Annotated in this window: 26 protein-coding genes; 15 read left to right on the top strand and 11 right to left on the bottom strand. The window is 53.5% G+C overall.

Annotated features, from left to right (window positions below):
- Positions 1-132 precede the first annotated feature (132 nt).
- Positions 133-1,143, bottom strand: coding sequence for an NAD(P)H-binding protein (locus J4G78_RS07580; RefSeq protein ID WP_207989789.1), 1,011 nt, complete (start codon positions 1,141-1,143; stop codon positions 133-135).
- Positions 1,144-1,278: 135 nt separating this feature from the next.
- Between J4G78_RS07580 and bchI the strand changes: the two genes are divergently transcribed.
- Genes bchI through J4G78_RS07560 form a run of 4 tightly spaced genes read left to right on the top strand, consistent with a single transcriptional unit; the run spans position 1,279 to position 5,073 of the window.
- A complete protein-coding gene (bchI, locus tag J4G78_RS07575; protein ID WP_207989787.1) occupies positions 1,279-2,280 on the top strand; it encodes a magnesium chelatase ATPase subunit I in 1,002 nt (333 codons plus the stop codon).
- A complete protein-coding gene (locus J4G78_RS07570; protein ID WP_207989786.1) occupies positions 2,277-3,980 on the top strand; it encodes a magnesium chelatase subunit D in 1,704 nt (567 codons plus the stop codon). The genes bchI and J4G78_RS07570 overlap by 4 nt, the downstream gene beginning before the upstream one ends.
- A 2-nt stretch (positions 3,981-3,982) precedes the next feature.
- A complete protein-coding gene (bchO, locus tag J4G78_RS07565; RefSeq protein WP_207989785.1) occupies positions 3,983-4,879 on the top strand; it encodes an alpha/beta fold hydrolase BchO in 897 nt (298 codons plus the stop codon).
- 26 nt (positions 4,880-4,905) lie between these two features.
- On the top strand, positions 4,906-5,073 hold the full coding sequence (locus J4G78_RS07560; protein ID WP_207989784.1) for a hypothetical protein: 168 nt from the start codon (positions 4,906-4,908) through the stop codon (positions 5,071-5,073).
- Between the two features lie 26 nt (positions 5,074-5,099).
- Here J4G78_RS07560 and J4G78_RS07555 read toward each other — a convergent pair whose 3' ends face one another.
- Positions 5,100-6,062, bottom strand: coding sequence for a carotenoid 1,2-hydratase family protein (locus tag J4G78_RS07555; protein WP_510621982.1), 963 nt, complete (start codon positions 6,060-6,062; stop codon positions 5,100-5,102).
- A complete protein-coding gene (crtD, locus tag J4G78_RS07550) occupies positions 5,993-7,549 on the bottom strand; it encodes a 1-hydroxycarotenoid 3,4-desaturase CrtD (RefSeq protein WP_207989783.1) in 1,557 nt (518 codons plus the stop codon). Before crtD ends, J4G78_RS07555 begins: the two co-directional genes overlap by 70 nt.
- 76 nt (positions 7,550-7,625) lie before the next feature.
- Here crtD and J4G78_RS07545 point away from each other — a divergent pair, with 76 nt between their 5' ends.
- From J4G78_RS07545 to pufM, 9 genes are all read left to right on the top strand, one after another.
- The gene (locus tag J4G78_RS07545) at positions 7,626-8,774 is read left to right on the top strand and encodes a methyltransferase (protein ID WP_243457267.1); all 1,149 of its coding nucleotides are present in this window, start codon (positions 7,626-7,628) and stop codon (positions 8,772-8,774) included.
- Positions 8,775-8,877: 103 nt separating this feature from the next.
- On the top strand, positions 8,878-9,813 hold the full coding sequence (gene bchC / locus J4G78_RS07540; RefSeq protein WP_207989782.1) for a chlorophyll synthesis pathway protein BchC: 936 nt from the start codon (positions 8,878-8,880) through the stop codon (positions 9,811-9,813).
- On the top strand, positions 9,810-10,793 hold the full coding sequence (locus J4G78_RS07535) for a chlorophyllide a reductase iron protein subunit X (RefSeq protein WP_207989781.1): 984 nt from the start codon (positions 9,810-9,812) through the stop codon (positions 10,791-10,793). The genes bchC and J4G78_RS07535 overlap by 4 nt, the downstream gene beginning before the upstream one ends.
- 111 nt (positions 10,794-10,904) lie before the next feature.
- Positions 10,905-12,341, top strand: a complete 1,437-nt coding sequence (gene bchY, locus J4G78_RS07530) for a chlorophyllide a reductase subunit Y (protein ID WP_207990532.1) — start codon at positions 10,905-10,907, stop codon at positions 12,339-12,341.
- A gap of 64 nt (positions 12,342-12,405) precedes the next feature.
- The gene (gene bchZ, locus J4G78_RS07525; protein WP_207989779.1) at positions 12,406-13,851 is read left to right on the top strand and encodes a chlorophyllide a reductase subunit Z; all 1,446 of its coding nucleotides are present in this window, start codon (positions 12,406-12,408) and stop codon (positions 13,849-13,851) included.
- Positions 13,852-13,978: 127 nt separating this feature from the next.
- Positions 13,979-14,212, top strand: coding sequence for a light-harvesting antenna LH1, beta subunit (pufB, locus tag J4G78_RS07520; protein WP_207989778.1), 234 nt, complete (start codon positions 13,979-13,981; stop codon positions 14,210-14,212).
- A gap of 12 nt (positions 14,213-14,224) precedes the next feature.
- Positions 14,225-14,410 (top strand): light-harvesting antenna LH1, alpha subunit, encoded by a 186-nt coding sequence (pufA, locus tag J4G78_RS07515; protein ID WP_207989776.1) that lies wholly within the window; start codon positions 14,225-14,227, stop codon positions 14,408-14,410.
- A gap of 122 nt (positions 14,411-14,532) precedes the next feature.
- The gene (gene pufL, locus J4G78_RS07510; RefSeq protein ID WP_207989775.1) at positions 14,533-15,357 is read left to right on the top strand and encodes a photosynthetic reaction center subunit L; all 825 of its coding nucleotides are present in this window, start codon (positions 14,533-14,535) and stop codon (positions 15,355-15,357) included.
- A 15-nt stretch (positions 15,358-15,372) separates the two neighbouring features.
- Positions 15,373-16,302 (top strand): photosynthetic reaction center subunit M, encoded by a 930-nt coding sequence (gene pufM, locus J4G78_RS07505; RefSeq protein WP_207989774.1) that lies wholly within the window; start codon positions 15,373-15,375, stop codon positions 16,300-16,302.
- A gap of 79 nt (positions 16,303-16,381) precedes the next feature.
- Here pufM and J4G78_RS07500 read toward each other — a convergent pair whose 3' ends face one another.
- The 8 genes from J4G78_RS07500 to J4G78_RS07465 form a co-directional block, all read right to left on the bottom strand.
- Complete coding sequence (locus J4G78_RS07500) at positions 16,382-16,657, bottom strand: hypothetical protein (protein ID WP_207989772.1); 276 nt, start codon at positions 16,655-16,657, stop codon at positions 16,382-16,384.
- Between the two features lie 8 nt (positions 16,658-16,665).
- Positions 16,666-17,148, bottom strand: a complete 483-nt coding sequence (locus J4G78_RS07495; protein ID WP_207989769.1) for a TspO/MBR family protein — start codon at positions 17,146-17,148, stop codon at positions 16,666-16,668.
- A complete protein-coding gene (locus J4G78_RS07490) occupies positions 17,145-18,341 on the bottom strand; it encodes a geranylgeranyl diphosphate reductase (RefSeq protein ID WP_207989768.1) in 1,197 nt (398 codons plus the stop codon). The genes J4G78_RS07495 and J4G78_RS07490 overlap by 4 nt, the downstream gene beginning before the upstream one ends.
- Complete coding sequence (locus J4G78_RS07485; protein ID WP_243457266.1) at positions 18,338-19,681, bottom strand: BCD family MFS transporter; 1,344 nt, start codon at positions 19,679-19,681, stop codon at positions 18,338-18,340. The genes J4G78_RS07490 and J4G78_RS07485 overlap by 4 nt, the downstream gene beginning before the upstream one ends.
- On the bottom strand, positions 19,681-20,583 hold the full coding sequence (chlG, locus tag J4G78_RS07480) for a chlorophyll synthase ChlG (RefSeq protein WP_207989767.1): 903 nt from the start codon (positions 20,581-20,583) through the stop codon (positions 19,681-19,683). Before chlG ends, J4G78_RS07485 begins: the two co-directional genes overlap by 1 nt.
- A 103-nt stretch (positions 20,584-20,686) precedes the next feature.
- A complete protein-coding gene (ppsR, locus tag J4G78_RS07475) occupies positions 20,687-22,102 on the bottom strand; it encodes a transcriptional regulator PpsR (RefSeq protein ID WP_207989766.1) in 1,416 nt (471 codons plus the stop codon).
- Positions 22,103-22,118: 16 nt separating this feature from the next.
- On the bottom strand, positions 22,119-22,466 hold the full coding sequence (locus J4G78_RS07470) for a hypothetical protein (RefSeq protein WP_207989765.1): 348 nt from the start codon (positions 22,464-22,466) through the stop codon (positions 22,119-22,121).
- On the bottom strand, positions 22,466-23,077 hold the full coding sequence (locus J4G78_RS07465; RefSeq protein ID WP_207989764.1) for a hypothetical protein: 612 nt from the start codon (positions 23,075-23,077) through the stop codon (positions 22,466-22,468). Before J4G78_RS07465 ends, J4G78_RS07470 begins: the two co-directional genes overlap by 1 nt.
- Before the next feature lie 145 nt (positions 23,078-23,222).
- Here J4G78_RS07465 and bchF point away from each other — a divergent pair, with 145 nt between their 5' ends.
- Complete coding sequence (gene bchF, locus J4G78_RS07460) at positions 23,223-23,822, top strand: 2-vinyl bacteriochlorophyllide hydratase (RefSeq protein ID WP_310737259.1); 600 nt, start codon at positions 23,223-23,225, stop codon at positions 23,820-23,822.
- A complete protein-coding gene (locus J4G78_RS07455; protein WP_207990526.1) occupies positions 23,819-25,102 on the top strand; it encodes a ferredoxin:protochlorophyllide reductase (ATP-dependent) subunit N in 1,284 nt (427 codons plus the stop codon). Before bchF ends, J4G78_RS07455 begins: the two co-directional genes overlap by 4 nt.
- Positions 25,103-25,104 lie beyond the last annotated feature (2 nt).

Here is a 25,104-nt window from a genome sequence, read left to right as displayed (position 1 = left end):
GGCCAGAACGCGTTATCTTATGAGATAGCAGCGTTCTGGCCAATTTTTTTCAGCTCAAAGTAGCGTGTGAATTCGGCCGCCCTCCTCGCTTCTGACTATATAACGGCCGTTGGTGCATTAGGTTCCATTCACTCAAAATACGGCGTGATCGCTGCGATCGACCTTCGCATTGTCCTTGATGATCCGCGCGTAGAAATCGAACAATCTGTCTGAACCGGTAGAGGGCGTCTCCGCTGCATTATATTGTTCGGTTTCTGGATCCAGCAGAAGCATGGATTCGGTGGCGTAATAGCGACCGATCTTTGCCAGCTCAGCCTTATTTGCGGCTTTTGGAGAAATTTTGCCCAATATTTCAAGTATCATGATAATCAGGTCGAGCATTTTGATGGGCACATGTTTGAAATGCGGTGTGATCCCCAGCAACGCGAACAGCCGTTCACCTTGTTGTTTTGGTGTGATCGCGCTGCCTGGACCGCCAATGGGTAAGATACAATCATGTTTGCTCTTATCTTCAAGGCAGTCCGCGATATAATGGGCAAGATCACGGTCGCTAATCGGTTTGCAGGATGTGATGTTGCCGTCGCCGAATAGCAAAAACGGCTTTCCGTTTCTTACCCGGTCGATCTGCCCGGACAATGACTTGAAAAACGCCGTCGGCCGCACGATCGAATAGGTGAGGCCGGATTTAATGAGTGCCTCTTCAAAAGCGAGCTTGGCATGTTGAAAGCTCAGCAGAGGTTTCTGAACACATATTGCCGAGAGCAATATCATATGGGACACCCCGGCTGATTTCGCTGCCGCTAACGCTGCCAGATGAGCATCGTGATCAATCCGCCATGCATCTTTTGGTGCACCACTGCGTGATGCAAGACATGAAACCAGGGCATCAAATTTTTTGTCCTCAAACCCCTCTCGCTGCAGTGAATTTGGATCCGTCACTTCGCCGAAACGAAACTCCGCGCCTGCAAATTTCACACTGAGATCAACCGCAGCGTCGGTCCGTCTGACAAAGCAGACGACCGCGTGGCCGCGTTCCAATAATGCGTTGACGGTCGCTTGACCAATGGTCCCGGTGGCGCCCAGCAGAAGGATCCGTTTAGGGGTGTCAGTATGCTTTGTCGCAAGAGATGATGTCATTGTCATCCGGCTACCATAAGTTCGGGATTCGTCCAATTCTCTACCTTAGACTACCTCCGCTGTGGCGAGATGGCGTGCGGATGTTTGCTTCATCTGCTTGATGGCGCTTGTAGTGAACCATCCTTATGCTAATAAATCGTTATGTCTGTGTTTCCGTTTAGCGCCATTGTTGGCCAGCAAGAGATGAAGTTAGCGTTGTTGGTGGCTGCGGTTGATGCGCGCATTGGCGGTGTGATGATTTTTGGCGATCGGGGAACCGGCAAGTCTACCGCTGCAAGAGCGCTAGCGGCGACGCTGCCAACCATTAGGGTTGTGGATGGTTGCCGGTTCAATTGTGAACCTGAGCATCGCGATGATTGTCCCGATCCCTGCACCAACAAGCGCGTGCGCAAAATGGCGGTTCCTTTTGTCGACTTGCCCTTGGGGTCAACTGAAGACCGCGTGCTCGGAACGCTTGATCTGGAGCGGGCGCTTGCGAATGGCGAGAAGAAGTTTGAAACAGGTTTGCTGGCGAAGGCGCATCGGGGTTTTCTCTACATCGATGAGATTAACCTGCTGGAAGACCATGTTGTCGACTTGCTGCTGGATGTGGCTGCATCCGGGGAGAACCTGGTGGAGCGGGATGGTCTGAGCATCCGTCACCCGGCCCGGTTTGTCCTGATTGGTAGCGGGAATCCGGAAGAGGGAGAACTTCGCCCGCAGCTTCTGGATCGTTTTGGTCTTTCGGTTGAAGTGCGCACCCCAGAAAAAATTGACGACCGGGTTGAGATTATGAAGCGCTGTGATGCGCAAGAACAAAATGCCCAAAAATTTGCCGAAAAATGGAAAGGTGAGGACGCTAAGGTCTTGCGCCAGATTGCCCGCGCCAAAAAGGCGATCGGGTCGATTAAAACCTCTGCGAAAGTTTTGAGAGATACGGCTGAAATTTGCAAAGCTGTTGGTGCGGATGGGTTGCGCGGAGAATTGACCCTTATGCGCGGCGCCCGGGCTTTGGCTGCATTAGAGGGTGACAAGGTGGTGACTCGTGATCATCTTAAACAAATGGCACCGCTGGCGCTGCGGCACAGGTTACGCCGGGATGTGCTTGACGAGACGGGATCAACAGTCCGGATTGAACGGGCGCTGGAAGAGCTATTCGGGTGAAGTCGCGGCCGGACAGCGGAACGGCGCTAGCCGATCACCTGCTGGCCGCGCGTTTGTTTTCGTGCAATCCATCATCCTTCGGCGGCATATGTCTGCGCGGGACTGGGCCAGTGCGCGATGCTCTGGTTGCAGCGCTTCAAGCGGCCTTATCATCGCAAAAACCGGTTATCAAAATTCCGATCAACGTGGATGCTGATCGCTTGCTAGGCGGGGTTGATCTAACCGCGACGTTGGAGATCGGAAGAACGGTCCGCCGTGATGGTTTGCTGGATCAAATGGCCCAGGGCGTTGTGATAATTCCCATGGGCGAGCGGATGACGGATGATATTGCCGCGCATATAGCGCAGGCGATGGATATTACCAATCTGGCGGTGATTTTGCTGGATGACTCTCCAGATGCCGACGAAGTACCGCCTTCCGTATTGCTGGAACGGATGGCCTTTCATTGTGATCTGAGCGCTGCTCGCGATTTGAAATGTACGTTTCAAGCTGGTTCTTTCGTAGCCAATGCGAAAATCAAACCACTCCGTAAAAAGCAACGCTCAGCTATCGCTGCAACAGCGTCCGCCTTAGGCGTTTACTCCATCCGTCCACTGGTCTTTGCGGAGCGAGCGGCCCGATATCATGCTGCAATAGCGGGTCGCTCTGTGACGAGCGATGCAGATATTGAAGCCGCCATCAGGTTGGTTTTGGCTCCACTTGCGACACAAATCCCCGATTTTGAAAAGCCGTCAGCCGAACCGCCTAAGCAAAACTCTGAAAACCAGTCTGAAGACAGGTCCGATTCTGACGAGGATAAGCAAATGCCGGCCGATATACCATTTGAGGATATATTGCTTGAAGCAGCCGCTGCGGCGATACCACCGAAAATACTGGACCAGATCAAGGGCAAGGATCGATTGACAGGTAAAGGGCAGGCCGGGCGGTCTGGGCAGAAGCAGAAATCGGCAAAGCGCGGACGTCCGCGTGGATCGCGCCCCGGTGTTCCTGGCAACGGCAAGAAGTTGGCATTGATTGACAGTCTGCGTGCAGCCGCACCATGGCAGAATATCAGGCGGCTGGATGCGAAAGCCGATGACCAGCGTATCGTTCATGTTCGCAAATCCGACTTGCGGGTCCGGCATTTTGAAGAGCAGCGCGAGACGTTGACCATCTTTGCAGTGGATGCGTCTGGTTCCTCGGCCTTATCGCGGCTGGCGGAAGCGAAGGGTGCCATCGAATTGATGCTGGCGGAAGCTTATATCAAACGTTCACAAGTAGCATTGATCGCCTTCCGCCAAACCGACGCAAGCATTTTGCTGCCACCAACCCGGTCTTTGACAAGGGCACGGCGCGCATTGACAGCCTTGCCGGGCGGCGGCGGGACACCCATAGCGGCTGGATTGATAGCTGCGCAACGCCTGGCCGATGCAGCGGTCAAGCACGGTCAGACGCCGACGATCGCGCTGCTCACCGATGGTAAGGCCAATGTCATGCTCGACGGGACGGCTAATCGCAAAGGCGCGAATGAAGAGATGCTGGCTGCGGCGAAGGCGATTGCGGTGTCTGGCATTCAATCCATCGTAATCGATATTTCGCCGCGGCCAAGGCCGGAGGCGGCGGAGCTGGCAGAGACATTACGCGGACGATATTTGCCCTTGCCGCGCGCTGGCAGCAAAGCATTGGTCGAGGCCATCGAAACCGTCGGAGCGGAAGGTTAGATATGAGCAGACGGTATCCTGAGTGGGAGCGCGACGGTATTGACTGGCCCAATCATGGGGCAAGCCAGTTCGTCAAAGCTGATGGCTATGATTGGCACGTTCAGATGATGGAACCAAAGTCGAAGAACCCCCCGACTTGTCTGTTGATACACGGCACAGGAGCGGCAACGCACAGCTGGCGTGATATGATGCCCATCTTGGCGAAACGCTTTCGGGTCATTGCGATTGACTTGCCGGGCCACGGCTTCACGCGACCCAACCCTAGACGGCGCGCATCTTTGAGCGGAATGGCAGGGTCCATTGCGCTACTATTGGAGGAACTGGAGACGATACCGGACCTGATCGTAGGGCATTCTGCCGGTACGGCAATCGGGCTGCAGCTGATGTTGGACAATAGTTGGAAAAACCCACTGGTTGGTTTTACGCCGGCGTTGAAGCCGTTTCCGGGGCTGGCGGCCAAGATTTTTCCGCAGCTTGCCAGGATGCTGTTTACCAATCCGTTTATATCGCTGATTTTCGCTAGGATCGCCCGGGGGCCGGGGCAGACGGAAAAGTTTTTGCAGCGTTCGACTGGATCGAAAATTGATCGATCTGGAGTGGAATATTACAAACGGCTGTTCAGCCGATCCGGTCATTGCGATGGCGCGATCCGGATGATGGCAAACTGGCGACTGGAATCGTTGCAGAGCCGGTTAGGCGATGTTGCTGGACCTGTCTTGCTGTTGCATGGTCAAAAAGACAGTGCGATTCCCAAGTCTGCGGTGACAGGCTCAGCTGCGTTGATTCCCGGCTGCGAGGTACAGGAGATTCCCAATCTCGGACATCTGGCACATGAGGAGAACCCGGAACTGGCCGCCGAGATTATCGAGACATTTGCGAAAAAGCATCGCAGGCGTTAGTCTTCAGATGCAAAGGAGATGGATCAATGGAAGCCAGCGCTTGGGACAATCTGGGATTTGTCGAGATCATCTTTTCCGGTGCCGTGGCTCTCGGCATCGGCTTTTGGCAGCTTTGGTCGGTCAATAAGGAAATTGCCAAAGACAAGGAAAAGGCCGCCGCGAAAGAAGCCGCGGAAAAGTCGAAGATCGAGTAGAGCGCATTGACGCAATGTGCGCTTGATCAATCCCTGTGTAGGAAGATCGGCGTAGGAATATGAAATGCCTGTGATTGCTTGTCCGCATCACGCGGCATTTTGTAGGGCAGCATGAATTGGATAGCCGGGTTGATCAGCCGGTCCAGCGAAATACTCTCCTGAATAGCGACTACCGATTTGCCATATATCCGCGCTGATAAGGCCGTGCGCGCATAAAAGGGTGAATCTTCCCATGTCTTGATCACCGAAGCCAGCCCGCGATCTGCGCGGGTTTGCCGGGCCATGCCCCACCATGTCCGAGGGAGGGGGGCAACCAAGGGCAATTCTTCTTCACAGGGTTTGCCGGTTTTGTCGAACCGCAAAGCGCTGGCAAAATGGCTGCCATCGCGGCGCTTACCTTCATAGGTCACGGCCACTTCTTCACCAACATGCGCGCGCGACCAGTGCCAGCTTTGAAAGCCATCCTCAATCGCTTCGCTGCCATGATTGCTGTCGAGATAGCCGCTGCCTTCCCATGATATATCTGGCTGTTCCATACGGACTTCAATGCGCGAACGCGGGGCAATGGCACGCCAGTGATGCCGGCCTGCGGGGTCAAGTTTGAAAGCGCGATCATTGATTATCTCGGGGTGGAGGATGATTTGTCCCTTTACCTTGCGTCGCCACGGAACGCCGAGGCGAATATCGCGTTCTTCTATATCAATTATAAGCCGGTCCTTGTCCCAGCGCATCGCGCTTGGTCCGATTTGCAGGACATCGCGCTGCTGACTGGTATCAGCAGCGCCGCGTTCCGTCATCACCCAGCGCGCACCGCGATTTCCATAGAGCGCCACATTCAGGCAACTATGATCAAGCGGAATGTCACGCCCTGATTTCTTGTAATAGGGTGAAAAAACGCTGCCGATAAAGCCGATGATGGTCAGGCCATAGGCTCGGTCATCGCTGAGCGCATCGACATACCACCAGCGATAGCCTTGCGGTGGTACCAGCGTGTCGAAATACGGTCGGCTAGCACGGCTTCGCTGGCGAGACGCCCCGACAAGGCGGCCATCGGCACGCCCGCACCCGGATGGGTCGCTCCGCCCGCGCAATAAAGCCCACGGATCCGTGTCCGGCTCCCGGGCCGGAGGAAGGAGGCCGCCCATCCGTGCGAAGCCCGACCATAAAGCGCTCCGCCGGTCGCCGGAAAGAGTGTCGAGAAATCGTTCGGCGTGACCAACCTGTGTGGCAGCGGATTGTCCAGCTCCAACCCGCAGGCGTTCAGCCGTTTCAGCATGTTTGACGTGCATCTTTCTCTCTCCTTCATGTCATAATTATTCGTGTCGCCGTTGGCAGGTGCATTGACGATGATTTGTAGACGTTCCGGCCCGGTGGCAGGAGGGCTACTCGCGCCGCGATCGAGCGCACAGACATAAGCTGTCGGCTCACTTGGCAGTCTTCCAGCCTTGATATCGGTAAATTCGGCTTCGTAGTCGGATGAGAAAAATACATTATGATGATCCAGCGCAAAACCGCTGGGTTTTGTTTTGGTGAGCCACACCATGGCCGACAAAGACCGCTTACCGGTTGGGGTAGCCCGTACGGCAGACTTCGCGGTGTACCCGAAAAGGCCGGACCCCAGGGCGGCAGGATCAGCGTTACATATAACCGACTGTGCGGAGAGTGCCTCGCCGCTCGCCAAACCAACCCCGGAGACTCTTGAATAAGAGACCCGGATGTCAGAGACCGCTTCGCCATAACGAAAGCGCGCGCCATTTTTTCGTGCCACTGTTTCCAGGGCATGGGCGAGCGCGCTCATACCGCCAGCGATTTTCCAAACGCCTTGCGATTCAACATGGGCGATCAACATTAGTGTGGCCGGGGTATGGAAGGGGGACGAGCCGCAATAGGTCGTGTAGCGCCCGAACAGCTGCCGCAGGCGAGGGTCATCGAAATGCTCGCCGAGTACTTTCCAGATGCTTTCATAGGGGCGGATGTCGAGCAATGCCTTCACGCGCCATAGACCAATACGCCACATTAATCCGGGCGGATAGGTTTTCGTATTTTGCAGCAAGGGTTTGTCGAGAATATCGAAAATCCGTTTGGCTTCGGCAGAAAAGCTTCGGAAGCCCTTGGCGGCTTTGGCACCGGCAAACGCACCAATGGCATCCGCGCTTTTTGCGGGGTCGGCAAACAGATCAAGCTGCTCATTTTCGTTCCAGGCGTGGCGGGCGATCGTGTCTGCCCGTTCGAGTGTTAGATGATCGGAAGCGACGGCTCCGGCGGTTTTAAAAATATCATCAATGACGCCGCGCATGGTGAAGACCGTGGGGCCAGCGTCTATTGCAGCACCGTCGACATCAAGCTGCCTGACCTTGCCACCGGGTGTTTTTTCCTTTTCGATAACCGTAACCGAAACGCCGTGTGCGGATAGCAAAGCGGCGCTAACCAGGCCGCCTATTCCCGCTCCGATGACGATCGTATGGTTGTCTTTCACAGCCTCTCCGGTTGACCAGTTGCAGTTTCGGTTTGACGCCAGGTTATCAGAAGTCCACTCTTATGGACATAATATTATGTCAGAAGATGAGGACTCTTTGCGGGAAACGCTGACCTGGAAAAGCCGATGGGTGATGAAGCGCAACCGGATTTTGGGAAGCAAAGGCTTTCAACGCTGGGCATCGCGAACGCCCATTGTGCGCGCTATTGCACGGCGACGGGCCTCGGCCCAGTTCGATATGATTGCGGGTTTCATCTACTCCCAGATATTGGTGACGATCGTGGAATCCGGCCTGCTCGAATTTCTGCAATCAGATGTTCGAAGCTTTGCCGACATTGTTCAAAAAACCGGTTTCAGTGCGGCGGCGACGGACCGGTTGCTGCGTGCCGGGCAATCTCTTGATCTTATCGAGTCGCCGCAAGAAGGGGTTTGGACATTGGGCGAGGCGGGGGCGCCGCTTACTGCCAACGCAGGCGCCATTGCGATGATCCGTCATCATCACTTACTTTATCGTGATCTTGCTGACCCACTATCACTACTTCATGCCGATAGAACCGAAGAAACGGGGCTTTCAGAATTTTGGAGCTATGCTTCTAAGGCAAAAAATAAAAGCCAAAGCGGTCCGACAGGAACGACTGATTACTCCCAGTTGATGGCCGCGACTCAGCCGATGGTGTCGGAACAAATATGCGATGGCTATGATTTTTCGCAGCATAAAAAGATGCTGGATATTGGCGGTGGTTCCGGTGGGTTTATTTTAGCCGTCGCCGCTATTGCTCCCGATCTGCATTTTGGATTGTTTGATTTGCCGGATGTCATCCCGCAAGCGCAGACACGTTTGCAACCTCTCTTTTTGGCCGAACGGATGGCCTTTCATTCGGGCAGTTTCAAAGCCGATCCAGTGCCGGAAAACTATGACCTAATCACTCTGATCCGTATATTGCACGATCATGACGATAATGTCGTCTCGGCACTGTTACCCAAAATATACCAAGCCCTTCCCGCCGGCGGCCGACTCATGATTGTCGAACCCATGGCGGAGACAAAAGGCGCAGAAAAGATGGGTGACGCCTATTTCGGATTCTATCTTTGGGCGATGCGGTCAGGGCGGCCCCGGTCCTTTTCAGAAAACCGTCAAATGCTGCTAAACGCCGGTTTTTCGGCCGTTCGTGAAGTCAAAACCAACCTTCCTATTATCACGAAGGCCCTTGTCGCGGACAAATGACATGAAAACTGTCCAAAAGAATTGACATTTATTAGTGTTTCTATAGTTTGACACTCCACAGAGTCTCTATCTTTGGGGGTAGAGAACGAAGGAGAAGGAAACGTTGGACACTTCCGCCATCATTTTAGATGCACCAGGCAAGCTTGCGATGCGCAAAACCGCGCTAAATGCAATAGAAGCTGCAGATGTCCTCGTCGAAATTCATTGGAGCGGAATTAGCACGGGTACGGAAAAACTGTTGTGGACCGGCCAGATGCCGAATTTCCCTGGCATGGGCTATCCGCTGGTTCCTGGTTATGAATCCGTCGGTCGTATCATTGATGCGGGACAGGATGTGCAAAGCCGGATTGGCGAGTGGGTATTTGTGCCCGGTGCCAATTGTTATCGCGATGCCCGCGGATTGTTTGGCGGGTCGGCCCGTAAAGTCATATTGTCGTCCACTAGAGCATTGCCAATATCCGAAAAGCTTGGACGCGACGGCATATTATATGCGCTGGCTGCGACCGCACTTCACGCCATCAGCCATGGCGATGCGCCTGACCTGATTGTTGGTCATGGGATATTGGGCCGGTTGCTTGCCCGGTTGACGATGGCGGCGGGTGCGCCTGCACCAACGGTCTGGGATACCAACCGCTCGCGTCAGGAAGGCGCTGCGGGATATCAGGCAATCCATCCTGATGATGATGACCGCCATGACTACAACCATATTTATGATGTCAGCGGCGATGCCAGTTCAATCGAAACGTTCATTAGCCGCTTGGCAAAAGGCGGCGAACTGGTTCTGGCCGGCTTCTACAATCAACCGATCAGCTTTGCTTTCCCGCCAGCCTTTCAGCGTGAAGCGCGGCTCCGCATTGCGGCCGAATGGCAGCCAGATGATTTGGCATCGGTTAATGCGCTGATCGAAACCGGCGCGCTCGACCTCACCGGCCTGATCACCAATGCGGAGCCTGCGGCCAAGGCGGAAACCGCCTACCCCGAAGCTTTTGAAAATCCCGACTGCCTGAAAATGGTGCTCGACTGGAGAGATTGCGAATGACCATGCTTGATGTTGATAGTCTGCGCGAAGAAGCAGCCATCGAACCCGATCCCGTCCATACAGGAGAGGTGAAGAAGGAAACGCAGGTCATAGCGATTTATGGCAAGGGCGGCTCTGGTAAAAGTTTTGCTCTGTCCAATCTCAGCTATATGATGGCTCAGCAGGGTAAGCGGGTCTTGCTGATCGGTTGTGATCCGAAGTCTGACACGACCTCTTTGCTGTTTGGCGGCAAAAGCTGTCCGACGATAATCGAGACATCGTCCAAGAAGAAGCTGGCAGGCGAAGAAGTCCGCATCGAAGATGTCTGCTTTCAGCGCGACGGTGTTTTTGCCATGGAACTTGGCGGTCCCGAAGTGGGTCGCGGTTGCGGTGGGCGCGGAATTATTCATGGTTTTGAATTGCTCGAAAAACTCGGTTTTCATGACTGGGGCTTTGATTATGTGCTGCTCGACTTTCTGGGAGATGTGGTCTGCGGCGGCTTTGGCCTGCCGATCGCGCGGGACATGTGCCAGAAGGTAATCGTTGTCGGATCGAACGACATGCAGTCCCTTTACGTTGCCAATAATGTTTGCAAGGCGGTTGAATATTTCCGCAAAATGGGCGGCAATGTTGGCGTCGCGGGTATGATCATTAACAAGGATGACGGCACTGGTGAGGCCCAGGCTTTTGCTGATGCCGTCGACATTCCGGTGTTGACCGCCATCCCCGCCAACGAGGATATCCGCAGGAAATCAGCCAATTATCAGATTGTCGGTACACCCGATAGTGAATGGGGCGGCTTGTTCGAGGAGCTTGCGAAAAATGTCGCTGAGGCGCCGCCGCAGCAACCCAAGCCATTGGAACAAGACGGTCTGCTTGATCTGTTCAGCCCCGAAGAAACTGGCGGAAATGTTCAACTGGTTCCCGCCACGCAAAGCGATATGCGCGGCGGCACTTACGAAGAAAAACCATCATTAGAAGTGATTTACGACGAGGTATGATGCGTGACTGAAACGGCCACTCCTGCTGAACGAACACCTGACCGGATCACTCTTGCTCCGGCGCAGGATGCGAATGCGGATGGCGGCGGATGCCATGGCGGTGCAGACACGATGCGTGAGGCGGCGAAAAAAGCCGGCAAGTCGGATATTCTCGATCGATATGAAAAAGATTACCCGGTTGGTCCGCATGATCAGCCGCAGAGCATGTGTCCGGCTTTCGGATCATTGCGTGTTGGCCTTAGGATGCGGCGGACCGCAACCATTTTGTCAGGCTCCGCTTGCTGCGTTTATGGTTTGACGTTCACCTCCCATTTCTATGGCGCGCGGCGGAGTGTTGGCTATGTGCCGTTTAGCTCCGAAACGCTGGTTACCGGCAAATTGTTTGAGGATATCAAGGAAGCCGTCGAACAGATGGCCGACCCGGAAAAATATGACACCATTGTTGTCACTAACTTGTGCGTCCCAACCGCCAGTGGCGTACCGCTTCGCCTATTACCGGACGCGATAAACGGCGTCCGGATTGTTGGTATTGATGTACCGGGATTTGGTATCCCGACCCATGCGGAAGCGAAGGATGTTCTGGCCGGTGCCATGCTCAACTATGCCCGGCAGGAAGCAGAGCAGGGCCCAGTCGCTGCGCCAAAAGAACGTGCTGATAAGCCTTCTGTGACTTTACTGGGTGAGATGTTCCCCGCCGATCCTGTCGGTATCGGTCATATGCTCGAGCCTCTGGGGCTGGCTGCTGGCCCCGTAGTTCCCACCCGCGAATGGCGGGAACTTTACACGGCATTGGACGGTGCAGTGATAGCCGCTATACATCCATTTTACACCGCCGCGATCCGCGAATTTGAGGCGGCTGGTCGCCAAGTTGTCGGTTCCGCACCCGTTGGCCGCGACGGCACGGCGGCATGGCTCACCGCCATTGGACAGGCCACGGGCGCAAGCCAGAACCAAATTTCTGCGGCTCATAGCGCCTTCCTCCCCGCGATCAAAGGCGCGCTGGAGGCGATGCCGATTAAAGGCCGGATAACCGTTTCAGGCTATGAAGGGTCGGAACTGCTGGTTGCCCGTTTATTGATCGAAAGCGGCGCGGAGGTGCCTTATGTTGGCACTGCTTGCCCAAAGACGAAATGGTCTGATCCAGACCGGGAGTGGCTCGAAGCCAAAGGCGTTCGGGTTAACTATCGCGCGAGCCTGGAAGAAGATATTGCCGCGGTTGAGGAATTTGGTCCTGATCTTGCCATTGGTACCACGCCGGTTGTGCAGCATGCCAAGGCGAAATCCATTCCATCGCTTTATTTCACCAATCTCATCTCTGCGCGGCCATTAATGGGGCCAGCGGGCGCAGGTAGCCTTGCCACAGTCATAAACGCGGCGATGGCGAACAAAGAGCGCTTTGAACGGATGACGAAATTTTTCGAAGGCGTGGGCAGTGGCCATACGGCGGGTATCTGGGAAGATACGCCAACCGATCGGCCGAAGTTCAAAAAGAAATATGCTGCCCAAAATGCAGCTGCTGCCAAAGCGGCAGAGGCGGTCGGGTCATGACTCATATCCTCGATCACGGCTTTTTTGATCTTATCATGATCGGTTTAGGCCTGGGGGCAAAGCTGTGACTCTTATCCTCGATCATGACAGGGCCGGCGGATATTGGGGGGCCGTCTATGCCTTCACAGCGATTAAAGGCTTGCAGGTGATTATCGATGGCCCGGTAGGATGTGAAAACCTGCCCGTGACGTCGGTGTTGCATTATACTGATGGCTTGCCGCCCCATGAATTGCCGATTGTTGTTACAGGCCTTGGCGAAGAAGAGCTTGGCAAGACCGGAACCGAAGCGGCGATGAAACGTGCATGGAAATCGCTGGATCCTGATTTGCCTGCCGTCGTGGTTACGGGCTCAATTTCCGAGATGATCGGCGGCGGCGTGACGCCGGAAGGCACGAATATCAAACGCTTCTTGCCACGCACAATTGACGAAGATCAATGGCAGTCTGAAGATCGGGCACTGTCTTGGCTATGGACCGAATTTGGGCCTAAGAAAATGCCCAAGCCGAAAGCGCTTCAGGAAGGTGAAAAGCCCAAGGTCAATATTATCGGGCCATCTTATGGCATGTTCAATATGCCGTCCGATGTTGCCGAGATCCGCCGGTTGATAGAAGGCATTGGCGCAGAAGTGAATATGGTCTTCCCACTGGGCAGCCATCTGGCAGATATCCGCCAATTGGCTAATGCTTCGGTTAACATCTGCATGTACCGGGAATTTGGCCGTAACCTCTGTGAATTGCTCGAGCGTCCTTATTTGCAGGCGCCGATTGGACTGGATTCAACCACAAAATTTCTCCACCAACTGGGAGAAATGACGGGCCTCGATCCAGAGCCGTTTATCGAAAAAGAAAAGCACACCACCATCAAGCCGCTCTGGGATTTGTGGCGGTCGGTGACACAAGATTTCTTCGGTACTGCTAATTTCGGGATTGTCGCAAACGAAACCTACGCACGCGGCATTCGCAATTTCCTTGAGAATGACATGGGGTTGCCCTGTGCATTTTCGTACAGCCGCACCGCGGGCGTGAAGCCAGATAATCAGGCGGTCCGTGAGTCCATTTTCGAAACACCGCCCATGGTAGTGTTCGGCAGCTATAATGAGCGTATGTATATGGCCGAGGCGGGTTCGCGCGGTATATTCATTCCCGCATCCTTTCCGGGTGCCGCGATCCGGCGTCATATCGGTACGCCCTATATGGGCTATTCCGGCGCGACCTATTTGGTGCAGGAAGTCTGCAACGCGCTGTTTGATGCGCTTTTCCACATTTTGCCGCTTTCGACCCAGATGGATGCGGGTGAAGCCACGCCAGTACGCGCCGAAGCGCCGCTGCAATGGGACCGGGATGCCAAAGAAAAACTCGACGCAATTGTTGAGGCACAACCGGTGCTGGTGCGTATTTCCGCAGCCAAGAATTTACGCGACGCCGCCGAGCGACAGGCCCGGCGTGCGGGCGAGAAAAATGTTTCTGCCGACCGTTTGGCGGCATCAATGCTTCAAGGGGCAAACGCATGATACGCCCTCGATATTTGCCAGGCAATAGCCCGGCATCCGCAACCTTACCGGCAATGGGTGCCGGAAAGGCAATACCCGTGGGAGGCACTTCTGGTGGCTTGCAAGGGGCTAAACTGGAGAAGGAAATATGAGCGATACAAACGACGACCGCTTCGGTCCGGGGGCCTATTTAACCCCTGAGGAGGCCAAGGAGTTTCACAAAATATTTGTGACAAGCTTCATCGGATTTACCATCATCGCAATCATTGCACACGTGTTGGTATGGATGTGGCGGCCCTGGTTCCCAGGTGTCAATGGCTACGCAATGTTGAATGACGGTGTCCAGGTCGCGCAAGCAACCCTCACCTCGTTCCTGGTTTAGGGAGACAGAATCATGTGGAGACTTTGGTTAATATTTGATCCGCGCAGGACCTTGGTTGCTCTGGCAATCTTCCTGTTTGTTCTGGCTCTTTTGATCCATTTCATTCTGCTCAGCACAGATCGTTTCAACTGGATTGAAGGCCCCGGTGCTGGACCAGCTGCGACGGCCTCGCTGGAACAGTCTGAACGATTGACCTGAACCCAAGCCCCTTAAGAGGTCACGATGCGAGAGCATCGTGCCTCTCACTGGGATTTGGCTGACTATTCGAAACCCTTATGCGCCTATTTTGGTGCCTTGGGTAATACCCAGAGGATATTGCAATGTCGCTGTTAAGCTTTGAGAGAAAATATCGTGTCCGAGGCGGCACGTTAGTCGGCGGGGATCTTTTTGATTTCTGGATTGGCCCGTTTTATGTCGGGTTTTTCGGCGTCTTATGCGCAATATTTACCATTTTGGGGACTGCGCTTATATTTTACGCAGCCGCGATTGGGCCAACTTGGAATCCTTGGCTCATCTCAATAAACCCCCCAGATATCAGCTACGGACTCAGTTTCGCACCGCTAAAAGAGGGCGGTTTCTGGCAAATCATCACAATGTGCGCGACTGGTGCTTTTGTCACTTGGGCGCTGCGCGAAGTCGAGATTTGTCGGAAACTTGGTATGGGTTATCATGTCCCGATAGCATTTGGTGTCGCGATATTCGCTTATGTCACATTGGTTATTTTTCGCCCGTTTTTCATGGGCGCATGGGGGCATGGCTTCCCATACGGAATTTTCAGCCACCTCGATTGGGTATCCAATGTCGGATATCAATATGTGAATTTTCATTATAATCCGGCCCATATGATAGCGGTTTCGTTCTTCTTTACGACGACCCTGGCGCTGGCGCTGCATGGTGCGCTGATCCTCTCAGCGGTTAATCCGAAAAAGGGTGAGGAAGTCAAAACACCGGAATATGAAGACACGTTCTTCCGAGACTTTATCGGCTATTCGGTCGGTACGATCGGTATTCATCGGGTCGGTCTGTTCCTTGCGCTTAACGCTGGCTTCTGGAGTGCGGTCTGCATTTTCATCGCTGGCCCGATCTGGTCAGAAGGATGGCCGGAATGGTGGGAATGGTGGCGCAACATGCCGATCTGGAATTGAGGGGAGAAATAGCACATGGCACGTTATCAAAATATATTCACTCAAGTGCAGCTGCAGCATTCCCCTGAAATGGGGGTGGCATTGGCACCCATAGAACAAGGTGACCGTACAAAAGACACCACATTCAGCTATTGGATGGGTAAATTTGGCCAAGCACAAATCGGCCCGATCTATCTTGGATGGCTCGGCATCGCGTCGTTGTTGTTCGGTTTCCTTGCTATTGAGATAATCGGATTCAGCATGCTGGCGTCGGTAAACTGGAATCCCTCCGAATTTCTCCGCCAGTTCTTTTGGCTCACCCTGGACCCACCCGGTCCGGAATATGGTTTCTCGCCCTTTGTGCCGCTGAACGAAGGTGGTTGGTGGATATTGGCAGGGTTTTTTCTGACCCTTTCAATCTTGCTCTGGTGGGTAAGAACATATCGCCGCGCACGGGCACTTGGCATGGGGACACATGTCGCATGGGCTTTCATGAGCGCGATCTGGCTCTACCTGGTTCTGGGTTTCATCCGGCCGTTCTTTATGGGAAGCTGGTCCGAAGCGGTGCCTTTTGGCATATTCTCGCATCTGGAATGGACCAACAATTTTTCGCTCATGTACGGGAACCTGTTCTACAATCCGTTCCATGCGCTATCGATAGTCTTCCTCTACGGGTCGGCGCTGCTTTTTGCGATGCACGGAGCCACCATTTTAGCTGTGGGCCGCTATGGCGGCGAGCGCGAGTTAGAGCAAATTACCGATCGCGGAACAGCATCTGAACGCGCGGCTCTTTTCTGGAGATGGACGATGGGTTTCAACGCGACGATGGAATCTATCCATCGTTGGGCTTGGTGGTTTGCCGTACTTGTCGGCATCACCGGTGGTATCGGAATCCTATTGACCGGCACGGTCGTGGACAATTGGTATCTGTGGGCCATTGAGCATCACTATGCCCCCGAATATTAGGGCTTAAACTTTACTCCGGTGGGGCGCATTGTCCTGCCCTTCCTCCCTGGACCCGGCCCTGAAAAGGTCGGGTCTATTTTTATGTGCCTGGATCGTCCGAACCGTTGCGCAGCATCTTGCGGCGATGCAGATCATAAAGGTGGATCGGGAAGGCCAGCGTGAGGGCGATCGAAATCAGATACCAAGGCTCACCGGTAAGGGCGGCGCGCAGGGCGATCATCATCAGTACGGCAGGTAACAAGGCGGGGAGAATATTCATCCACCGATTGCCACGCCACTTGAGCCACAAAGCTTCGATCACCAACACGGCCAGCACCACATCCACGGCGCGGCCACTGGCGAAAAACTCTGTCATTGAAAAGGCTATCCGAACGGCCCGTTGAGCTGAAGCACTTCATAGTTCAGCGCCCCTGCAATGGTTACCCAAACGATATAGGGCACCAGTAAGGCTGCCGCACCTTTAGAAAAGCGGCCGCAAAAAACGATCAAAAACAGTATCGAAAGCCACAGCGCTATGAGTTCATAAAAGGCCCAGTCCGGTCGTTGCATCCGGAAAAACAAAAAACTCCACATCAGGTTGAGGAAACCGTTCAGCGCAAACAGGCCGAGCATGATTTCGCTGTGCCGTTTGGTGGGAGCCTTCTGCCAAGCCAGAAACCCGGCCAGCGCGATCATCGCAAATATTGCCGTCCAGATGACACCGAACATATATCCTGGCGGTGCCCATGCTGGCTGTTGCAGGGAATAATACCAGTCATCGAGAACCGTGATTGTGCCGCCTACTGTTGCCGTTATCAAAGCGAGTGTGCCTGCGGTGATAATGGGCAATATGGCGGCTCGGTTCATCTCTCTACGGCTTTCAATCCAAATAAGTGTCCGAGATCCTTAAAGAAGATTTTGACATGCGCCATTGGATCTCGCTTGACTAGTTCCTTGTTCATATATGCTTCCCAAGTCAAGCGCTGGACGTCTGGATCATCGCACATTTTGACAAAGCGTTCGCGCCGTTTGTCATTCTTGTACCAGAAATATTGCATGATACCGAGGATCCAGAATACCTTGCCGTGGGCCTTCATAAAGCTTTTGCGGGCTAGCTTCAGTGCCTTGGCATCTCCGGTTTGCAGGAATTGACTGACCGCGGTGGCACTCATGCGTCCAGCGGTCATGGCGTAATAAATGCCTTCACCTGAAGAGGGTGCAACAACGCCAGCCGCATCGCCAGCCACGACGACATTTTTACCATTATCCCAGCGTTTTAATGGCTTGAGCGGTATCGGCGCACCTTCTTTGCGCACAGTTTCCCAATGTGAAAAACCGGTCTGTTCGCGCATCATGCGGGTCGTTTCGCGTAAGGGGAAGCCCTTGTTCGCGCTGCCCAGGCCAATGCTCATATGTTTGCCATGCGGGAATACCCATGCATAAAAATCAGGCGATAAATGGCCTTGATAATAGACGTCGCAGCGATCTTCTTCATAATCTGCGTCGACCTTTTCAGGGACTTTTACCACTTCGTGATAGGCATAGACGCAAGGAACACGTTCAGCATTTTTCAGGCATTGCTGTGCTACTTTTGATCGGGCACCATCTGCGCCAATGACAGCCTTGGTTGTGACCGTTTGCAGGTCCGCACCACGGCCGCTACGGAAGGAGACTATTGCCAGCCCGAATTGTTTATCCTCTACTTTTTCGCAGCGCCCGGTGACACGGTGGGCACCCGCCTCGTTCGCCCGATTGCGCAACCATTCGTCAAACTCGTCCCGATCAACCATGCCAACAAAGCCATCGCCAACCGGCATGGTGACCTTCTTATTGGATGGCGCGATGATCCGCGCGGAATGCGCGTGCGCCACTAACAGGTTATGCGGGATATCAAAGTCCTTGAGCAGCCGCGGCGGGATAGCGCCACCGCAAGGTTTGATCCGCCCCGCTTTGTCGAGCAGCATCACTTTATAGCCTTCGCAGGCCAGGTCATGGGCCGCGGTTGCACCGGACGGTCCTCCGCCAACCACGACGACATCATATTCTGCTTCCTGGGTCATATCTCCATTGCCTCTCTCGATTGGTTCGGGCGTGCGATCTTTGTTCCCGTAGCGACGAGAGCCGCAAGGATGAACATGATTGCCTCGACGCCGAAGACAATCTGGAATGCGGTGACATCTTCACCAGTAAATGCGCGCAATTGATCCACTATAATCGCGCCTGTCAGACCGCCGGTCCCGAACGCAATTGCCTGTGATGCTCCCCAGACACCCATGCGAGCTCCTTCACCGGATGCGACACCTTTGCTGGCCAGTCCAAGCATGGCACTGACCGCAGCCACGGCGAAAACACCGTTGGCGACGCCGAGCCCGAAGACGTTGGCTTTCAGTGGCCATGTGGCGCCCGTGGTGGCTGCGATGGAAAGCCCAGCCAGCATCACTGCCGAGCCTAGACAGCCGAGAACTATCCATAGCTTGAGGTTCTGACCAAAACGTTTTGTGTAAAGACTGCCGCCAACCCCTGATAACAGCATGCCAAGCAATATGCCGCTATGCTGCAGGCTGGAGAGTTGGGTCGATTGTCCAGGTGTCATTTCAAATAGAAAGCCAGCAAATGGTTCCATGATCAGGTCCTGCATGCTGTAGGCGAGCATTGAGATAAAAACGAAATAGGTGAACCGCCGCGCTTCCTTATCTTGCCAGATATCTTTCAGGACATCGGGAAAACTTGCCGATTGCTGATCAGCCTGTGGACGCGCCACCACAGGGTTCTTGTCCTCAAGTCCCTTGAGCGCCAGCATCGCCAGACAAAAGGCAATAAGTGCGACAAAGCTGGAAACAATGGCGAGACGGGGCGCGGTAAAGGGATCCAGATAGGCACCCGAAACACCGGCAGCGATAACGATTCCAGCGACCATCATTGTCCAGCTTATTGCTGCAGCGGCGGGTTTTCTTTCGACCGATACGCGCGAGGCCAGCAAGGCGAGCAGGGCCGTCCCTGAAACGCCGACGCCTAAACCTATCATCGTAAAGCTGACAATTGCGAGCAGAAATGCGCCAACGCCTGGGTTGGCCATCATGATTGTCGCGTCCACAGCCAGAACTGCACCGAGCGCCAAAATACCCATTCCGCCAACAATCCAAGGCGTCCGCCGGGCGGTCTGGTCCGACTTATGACCCCATAGAGGCCGGCTTAATTGCACGGCGTAATGCCAAGCCACCAATGCCGCCGGGATAGCGGCAGCTATGGAATATTCAACGACCATGACTCTGTTTAGCAAGGATGTCGCGAGCATCACGATAGCGCCGATAGCCGCCTGAACCGTGCCAAGCCTAATGATACCAAACCAGCTCAAGCCGTTGGCCTGCGTCATGTCTCTTTCAGCCAAAACCGTTGCCATTAAATATATCCTCCCAATCCCAGAGCCGCCGCGAGCATCCCGAATACGTAGAGCAAGATACCGGTTGCGTTATACCAAGGCGCAAATTTGCTTGGGTCTCGCAATAGACGGACCATCAAGCCGAGTTGAACGATCAAAAAGAGCGTGACTATAATCGCCGAAAGTCGGAAGTCTTGGATCGCTAACAGGGTGATGACCGCGACCTGGGCCAGAGCCATAGTCGCGCATGCAAAAAGAGCAGCGTTACGCACGCCCATGGTAACGGGCAGCGACCGCAAACCCATTTCGCGGTCTCCTTCAACCGCTTTAAAATCGTTAAGCGTCATAATGCCATGGGCACCTGCGCTATAAAGTAAGAGTATGGTTATGATATTGGTGCCGGGTAATCCGCCGATCATCACAGTGGCGCCGGTAAACCATGAAAGGCCTTCATAGCTTAATGCGCAAGCCGCCGGCCCCCACCAACCGCTGCGCTTCAGGCGTAAAGGGGGGGCGCTGTAAGCCCAGCCAAAAAACAGCGCGACGCAGGTAGCGATAAATACCCACGGTCCGAGCGCAGCGCCAACGGTTAGCGATATAGCGGTTCCAAGAAGAGCAATCCATACACCCCATTTGCCGGGAATTCTTCCAGAGGGAATGGGTCGATCTGGCTCGTTAATCGCATCGACATGGCGATCGCACCAGTCATTGATTACTTGGCTGGTACCACAGACAATCGGTCCAGTAAGCAATATCCCCACAGTCAGGAAAACCCAATTTTCAGCTATTGAAACACCCGATGATACCACGCCGCACATGAAGGCCCACATTGGTGGGAACCAAGTTACCGGCTTGGTGAGTTCGACCACGTCTTTCAGTGCGGGAGGCCGCGAAAAACTCTTCGAAAGGGTCGATTCTGACATGGCTCATAAGCTATGCCACCATCAGCAATGTGTCAAATTATTTGGACATATAATTAGTCCATATATATAGTCACTTATTGGCTATTTTGTGCGAGGCCTTTTATCAGTCTTTACCTTGCAGATTGCCAAGCCCGTGACGGTGTAGTTTTGAGTAAAGACTTTGGCGGCTCAGCCCTAGAATTTCGGCGGCCGAGGCACGATTGTCTGATGTATGTACCAACGCCGCTTCGATGCACATACGTTCGATCAGGTCGGTGCTTTCACGGACAATTTCTTTAAGCGGTTTGCGTCCGACCAGGTCGGTCAGCTGATCAACCGAGCGCGGAAGCTCATTGCTCTCGCGCGGCAGATCACGTTCGCGCCTGCCGACACTGCGCACAGAATAGCCGAAGAGGCTCTTGTCGCGTTCGATCATGATGGCCGAAATCTCAACCGGCTCTTGGCCGCCATTTAGATCATTGACAATCGAGCTAAAATTGCGAACATTTTGATGATCCTTTAGCTGCTTTCTAAGCAAACCAAGGTCTACATCGGGGCGTCCGATGAAACGGTTAAGCGAAACACCGATAAGCTGTTCAATCGAACTCGCCTGAACCAGCTCGGAAAAAGCACCATTTGCGACGATGATATTCTGATTGTCGTCAGTCAGAACGAAGGCATCAGGCATCTGTTCAACAGCATCGAGTACATATTGATCGGACGTCTTGCCCGGCACATCATGTTCACCGTCATCAATATTTAACAGCAGATAGTCCCGCCCGGATTGTCGGAATGGAGATGCGTTGATTTTTACGGGATCAGAGCGCCCCAATAAATTGACCGCCACCGGAGCCGTCGATGTGCTCACCGAGATCGCGCCTAGATAGGCGATGACTTTATTGCGATCGCCCTCCTGAACAAGTTCCAGGTAATCCAATTTTTCCAGTGAACCCGGTGCAACACCGAAAAGATTATAACAGGCGCGATTGGCCTGCTGGATTTGGCGCGTGTCAGTGGCGGCAATCATGACCGGGTAGGAAATATTGTCGAACAGCAACCGGTAGCGGGTCTCTGTCTGACGAAGGTTGAGATAGTCCCGCTCCATGGATTGCTGCGTTTTCAGCAGTCGCTGTTGAAGGGCCGAAACGGCACGCATATCGCGACCGATTGCAAACAGGGTATTTTTCTTTTCAGGTTTGATCAATTTATATTTGACGGGAATGTCGCCGTCATCATGCGCATAATTGACCTGTCGCCATTCTTGAAGTCCGGTCTGGTCGTCATCCAGCATTTGCTCAATTTTGGGGACGCTCTCGATGGTGACAGTGTCCGCCCATTTTTGGCCAATCCATTGATATGCCAAGCTATGATCGCCAGAATTAATGGCGACATCACAAATAATATGGTTTTCATCAATGGCGAGCATAAAGTCGCCAGAACAATAAGCCAATTGGATTAAATCGTCTTTGGTAAAGCCTTCGAATATCGCATCGGGGTCGTTAAAAGGGATCAATTGATCGTTAGGTTGATGGATATTCATTCCGCTTCACAATCATTTATGCCGAACCGTCAAATATATTTGCTTTGACAGGAATAATGGAGTCCGCCAGCAAAACTGCGCTTGGCGCGTCTTGTGCGGTTGCATCCGCTCCGCATTCTTCAACTAGTTCAGGTTTCTCGTTAATAAGCCGACCGCCCATCATTATGCGGGCTCCGGGGTTGTTTGATACCGATCGAATGGCATTGACCAGATTGGTCAAGGTCGCCTTAGGGCAGTCGCGACTAATGGTCAATCCGATGAGGTCATAATGGCGATCGGCAAATTTTCCGATCAATTCCGATTGTGTGGGTTCAATTAAAATGTCGGCATCCCAGCCGGCGCGGTAGAAACATTCAGCGATCATCAGTGTGCCAAGGCTGTGCTGCTCCCCGGCATCGTCGAGAAGAGGGCAGACCGTTGCCCGAAACCTGCGACAGACGGCGGCGGGAAGCGCAAAGTCAGTTCCCTTAATATCTCTTGGATACGCCAAAGGCCCATTGTCACATCGACAAAATCGCCTTGATCGTCTTCCCAATATTCACCGAGCCTGCGTGCTGACGGTGCTAGCAAATCTACGAAAATTGAATCTATTGAACTGCCGTCATTAATATGTTGATCAACAAAACCCATTAAAGCGCGGGCATCTGCCTTGACAGATAACTGTGTAAAATCTTCAACGTCAGTCGCCGAAATTGCATGTATATTATCAGCGGTATCTGTGGATGAAACTTGAGACGACATTAGCTCAGAAAATGAGCGGTCTGGGTCTTGGGAATCCGCTATCAACTTGGGTATGACCAGATTTTGGATCAAAAGAGACAGGTCATTTGCTGCATGAGAATCTCTGTTTTCCTCATTTTGCTCTAGACTGTCTGAATCCGAATTTTCAGGTTCAGTCCCAGGGGTAATCTTCCAGTTTGAACGCCAATCATCGAGTTTTGATCGAAGCTCCGTCAATCCAAAAACCGTAGCCATGGTCAGACTCTCCTAAAGTCTCTCCGGCACCTAATAGTGCTCGAACCGTCGGATGTTTTTACACCTCTACGAGTCGCTTACTATGTCAAAAAAATAAGTATCTGACAATCTACTCAGTGTCAATTAAAATGGACGTCTAAAAAACTTGACACTAATCGAAAAAGAACGCAGTCTCCTCACTCCAGCACGAGGAGCGCTTGATCTGTCCATAAGCAGGCATAACCATTCCGGAGAGGATCACAGGAAAAAGGCGGGTTCGCCCGCCTCTGACACTCGCTATGCGCTCTACACCGAGGCCCAGCGTAAGCGCCGGGACGAATCGACATGGACCCTCGTTCAGGGTATTTTGGCTCCCGTTCAGTTTCTGATTTTCATCATTAGCCTAACACTTGTAATACGCTTTCTATCGTCTGGTGTCGGTGAATCTATCGCTGAATATTCGATCCTTTTGAAAACGCTGGCCCTCTATCTGATCATGATTACAGGCTCCATTTGGGAAAAGGTCGTTTTTGACGAGTGGTTGTTCGCCCGCCCGTTCTTCTGGGAAGATGTGTTCAGTATGGCGGTGCTTGCTTTGCATACCGCTTACGTTGTTATGGTGTTGGGTAACTGGGGCACGGCGCAAGAGCAAATGTATGTCGCGCTGGCTGCTTATGCGACTTACCTGATTAATGCTGGGCAGTTCCTGTGGAAATTGCGGATGGCACGTCTTCAGGGACAACAATCAGTGGTGGTGGCGGCATGAATGCGCAACTGCCACTTGCGAAAACCAACGGACAAGATTGTGCGCCGGTTCTGAAAGAGCGTGGCCAGCGGGAAGTGTTCTGCGGCCTGACAGGTATTATCTGGCTGCACCGGAAAATGCAGGATGCGTTTTTCCTTGTTGTCGGTTCCCGCACCTGCGCACATCTTTTGCAGTCGGCGGCTGGCGTGATGATTTTTGCGGAGCCACGTTTCGCCACAGCGATCATGGAAGAGCGCGATCTTGCTGGTCTTGCGGATGCCAATGAAGAGTTGGACCGTATTGTTGATCAACTACTTGAGCGTCGCCCCGAAATTAAATCGCTGTTTCTGGTAGGCAGTTGCCCATCCGAGGTGATCAAGCTAGACTTGGCTAAGGCGGCTCAGCGTCTCGGTGCGAAACATGCGCCAAATGTGCGCATCCTAAACTATTCCGGCAGCGGTATTGAAACCACTTTTACAGAAGGTGAGGACGCCTGCCTCGCGTCGTTAGTCCCAGAGATGCCGCAACTCGATGCCAGTGTACCGGAAAATCTGGTTATTGTCGGATCGCTTCCCGATATCGTTGAAGACCAGTTCATACGGTTGTTCAAGCAACTTGGTATCAACAATGTCGCAAGCCTACCCGAGCGCGCCGTGGCCAATTTGCCTGGCGTAGGACCTAACACACGTTATTTGCTCGCCCAGCCGTTTTTGGGTGATACCGGACAAGCACTAAAAGAGCGCGGCGCGCAACGGATCGATGCATTGTTCCCGTTCGGGGTTCAAGGAACGACCGACTGGTTGAATGCGGCAGCCGAAGCCTTTGGCGTTGATGCGCGGCATGTTGAAACGGTTTTGGCTCCTTATCAAGAGCGCGCCAAAAAAGCGTTGGCGCATCAGCGGGACCGTCTCGAAGGACGATCGATTTTCTTCATGCCGGACTCACAGCTGGAGGTACCTCTTGCGCGTTTCCTTTCCAGTGAGCTCGGCATGGTATTGACCGAAGTTGGCACGCCTTATTTGCATCAAACCCATCTTGCCCGGGAATTGGCTGCGCTACCTGCTGGTGTCCAATTGAGCGAAGGCCAAGATGTCGACAAGCAGCTTGACCGGGTTCGTTCTGTGCAGCCCGATCTAACGGTTTGCGGATTGGGTCTTGCCAATCCCTTGGAGACCGAAGGCCTGTCGACCAAATGGGCAATCGAACTGGTTTTCTCACCTATACATGGTTTTGACCAAGCTGGTGACTTGGCCGAACTTTTTGCGCGACCTTTGCGCCGTCGCGATGTGTTGAGAGTATAGCA

Source organism: Parasphingorhabdus cellanae, assembly GCF_017498565.1.
Classification (GTDB): domain Bacteria; phylum Pseudomonadota; class Alphaproteobacteria; order Sphingomonadales; family Sphingomonadaceae; genus Parasphingorhabdus; species Parasphingorhabdus cellanae.
This window is presented reverse-complemented; position numbering and strand designations above follow the sequence as displayed.

What these genes read in the sequence shown, in the direction of transcription:
- bchI (WP_207989787.1), top strand. Translation starts at nt 1,279, where the DNA reads ATGTCTGTGTTTCCGTTTAGCGCCATTGTTGGCCAGCAAGAGATGAAG.
- J4G78_RS07560 (WP_207989784.1), top strand. Translation starts at nt 4,906, where the DNA reads ATGGAAGCCAGCGCTTGGGACAATCTGGGATTTGTCGAGATCATCTTT.
- pufB (WP_207989778.1), top strand. Translation starts at nt 13,979, where the DNA reads ATGAGCGATACAAACGACGACCGCTTCGGTCCGGGGGCCTATTTAACC.
- bchO (WP_207989785.1), top strand. Translation starts at nt 3,983, where the DNA reads ATGAGCAGACGGTATCCTGAGTGGGAGCGCGACGGTATTGACTGGCCC.
- pufL (WP_207989775.1), top strand. Translation starts at nt 14,533, where the DNA reads ATGTCGCTGTTAAGCTTTGAGAGAAAATATCGTGTCCGAGGCGGCACG.
- J4G78_RS07455 (WP_207990526.1), top strand. Translation starts at nt 23,819, where the DNA reads ATGAATGCGCAACTGCCACTTGCGAAAACCAACGGACAAGATTGTGCG.
- J4G78_RS07465 (WP_207989764.1), bottom strand. Translation starts at nt 23,077, where the DNA reads ATGGCTACGGTTTTTGGATTGACGGAGCTTCGATCAAAACTCGATGAT.
- J4G78_RS07490 (WP_207989768.1), bottom strand. Translation starts at nt 18,341, where the DNA reads ATGACCCAGGAAGCAGAATATGATGTCGTCGTGGTTGGCGGAGGACCG.
- J4G78_RS07470 (WP_207989765.1), bottom strand. Translation starts at nt 22,466, where the DNA reads ATGATCGCTGAATGTTTCTACCGCGCCGGCTGGGATGCCGACATTTTA.
- ppsR (WP_207989766.1), bottom strand. Translation starts at nt 22,102, where the DNA reads ATGAATATCCATCAACCTAACGATCAATTGATCCCTTTTAACGACCCC.
- J4G78_RS07545 (WP_243457267.1), top strand. Translation starts at nt 7,626, where the DNA reads ATGTCAGAAGATGAGGACTCTTTGCGGGAAACGCTGACCTGGAAAAGC.
- J4G78_RS07495 (WP_207989769.1), bottom strand. Translation starts at nt 17,148, where the DNA reads ATGAACCGAGCCGCCATATTGCCCATTATCACCGCAGGCACACTCGCT.
- pufA (WP_207989776.1), top strand. Translation starts at nt 14,225, where the DNA reads ATGTGGAGACTTTGGTTAATATTTGATCCGCGCAGGACCTTGGTTGCT.
- J4G78_RS07535 (WP_207989781.1), top strand. Translation starts at nt 9,810, where the DNA reads ATGACCATGCTTGATGTTGATAGTCTGCGCGAAGAAGCAGCCATCGAA.
- J4G78_RS07485 (WP_243457266.1), bottom strand. Translation starts at nt 19,681, where the DNA reads ATGGCAACGGTTTTGGCTGAAAGAGACATGACGCAGGCCAACGGCTTG.
- J4G78_RS07500 (WP_207989772.1), bottom strand. Translation starts at nt 16,657, where the DNA reads ATGACAGAGTTTTTCGCCAGTGGCCGCGCCGTGGATGTGGTGCTGGCC.
- bchY (WP_207990532.1), top strand. Translation starts at nt 10,905, where the DNA reads ATGCGTGAGGCGGCGAAAAAAGCCGGCAAGTCGGATATTCTCGATCGA.
- chlG (WP_207989767.1), bottom strand. Translation starts at nt 20,583, where the DNA reads ATGTCAGAATCGACCCTTTCGAAGAGTTTTTCGCGGCCTCCCGCACTG.
- pufM (WP_207989774.1), top strand. Translation starts at nt 15,373, where the DNA reads ATGGCACGTTATCAAAATATATTCACTCAAGTGCAGCTGCAGCATTCC.
- J4G78_RS07580 (WP_207989789.1), bottom strand. Translation starts at nt 1,143, where the DNA reads ATGACAATGACATCATCTCTTGCGACAAAGCATACTGACACCCCTAAA.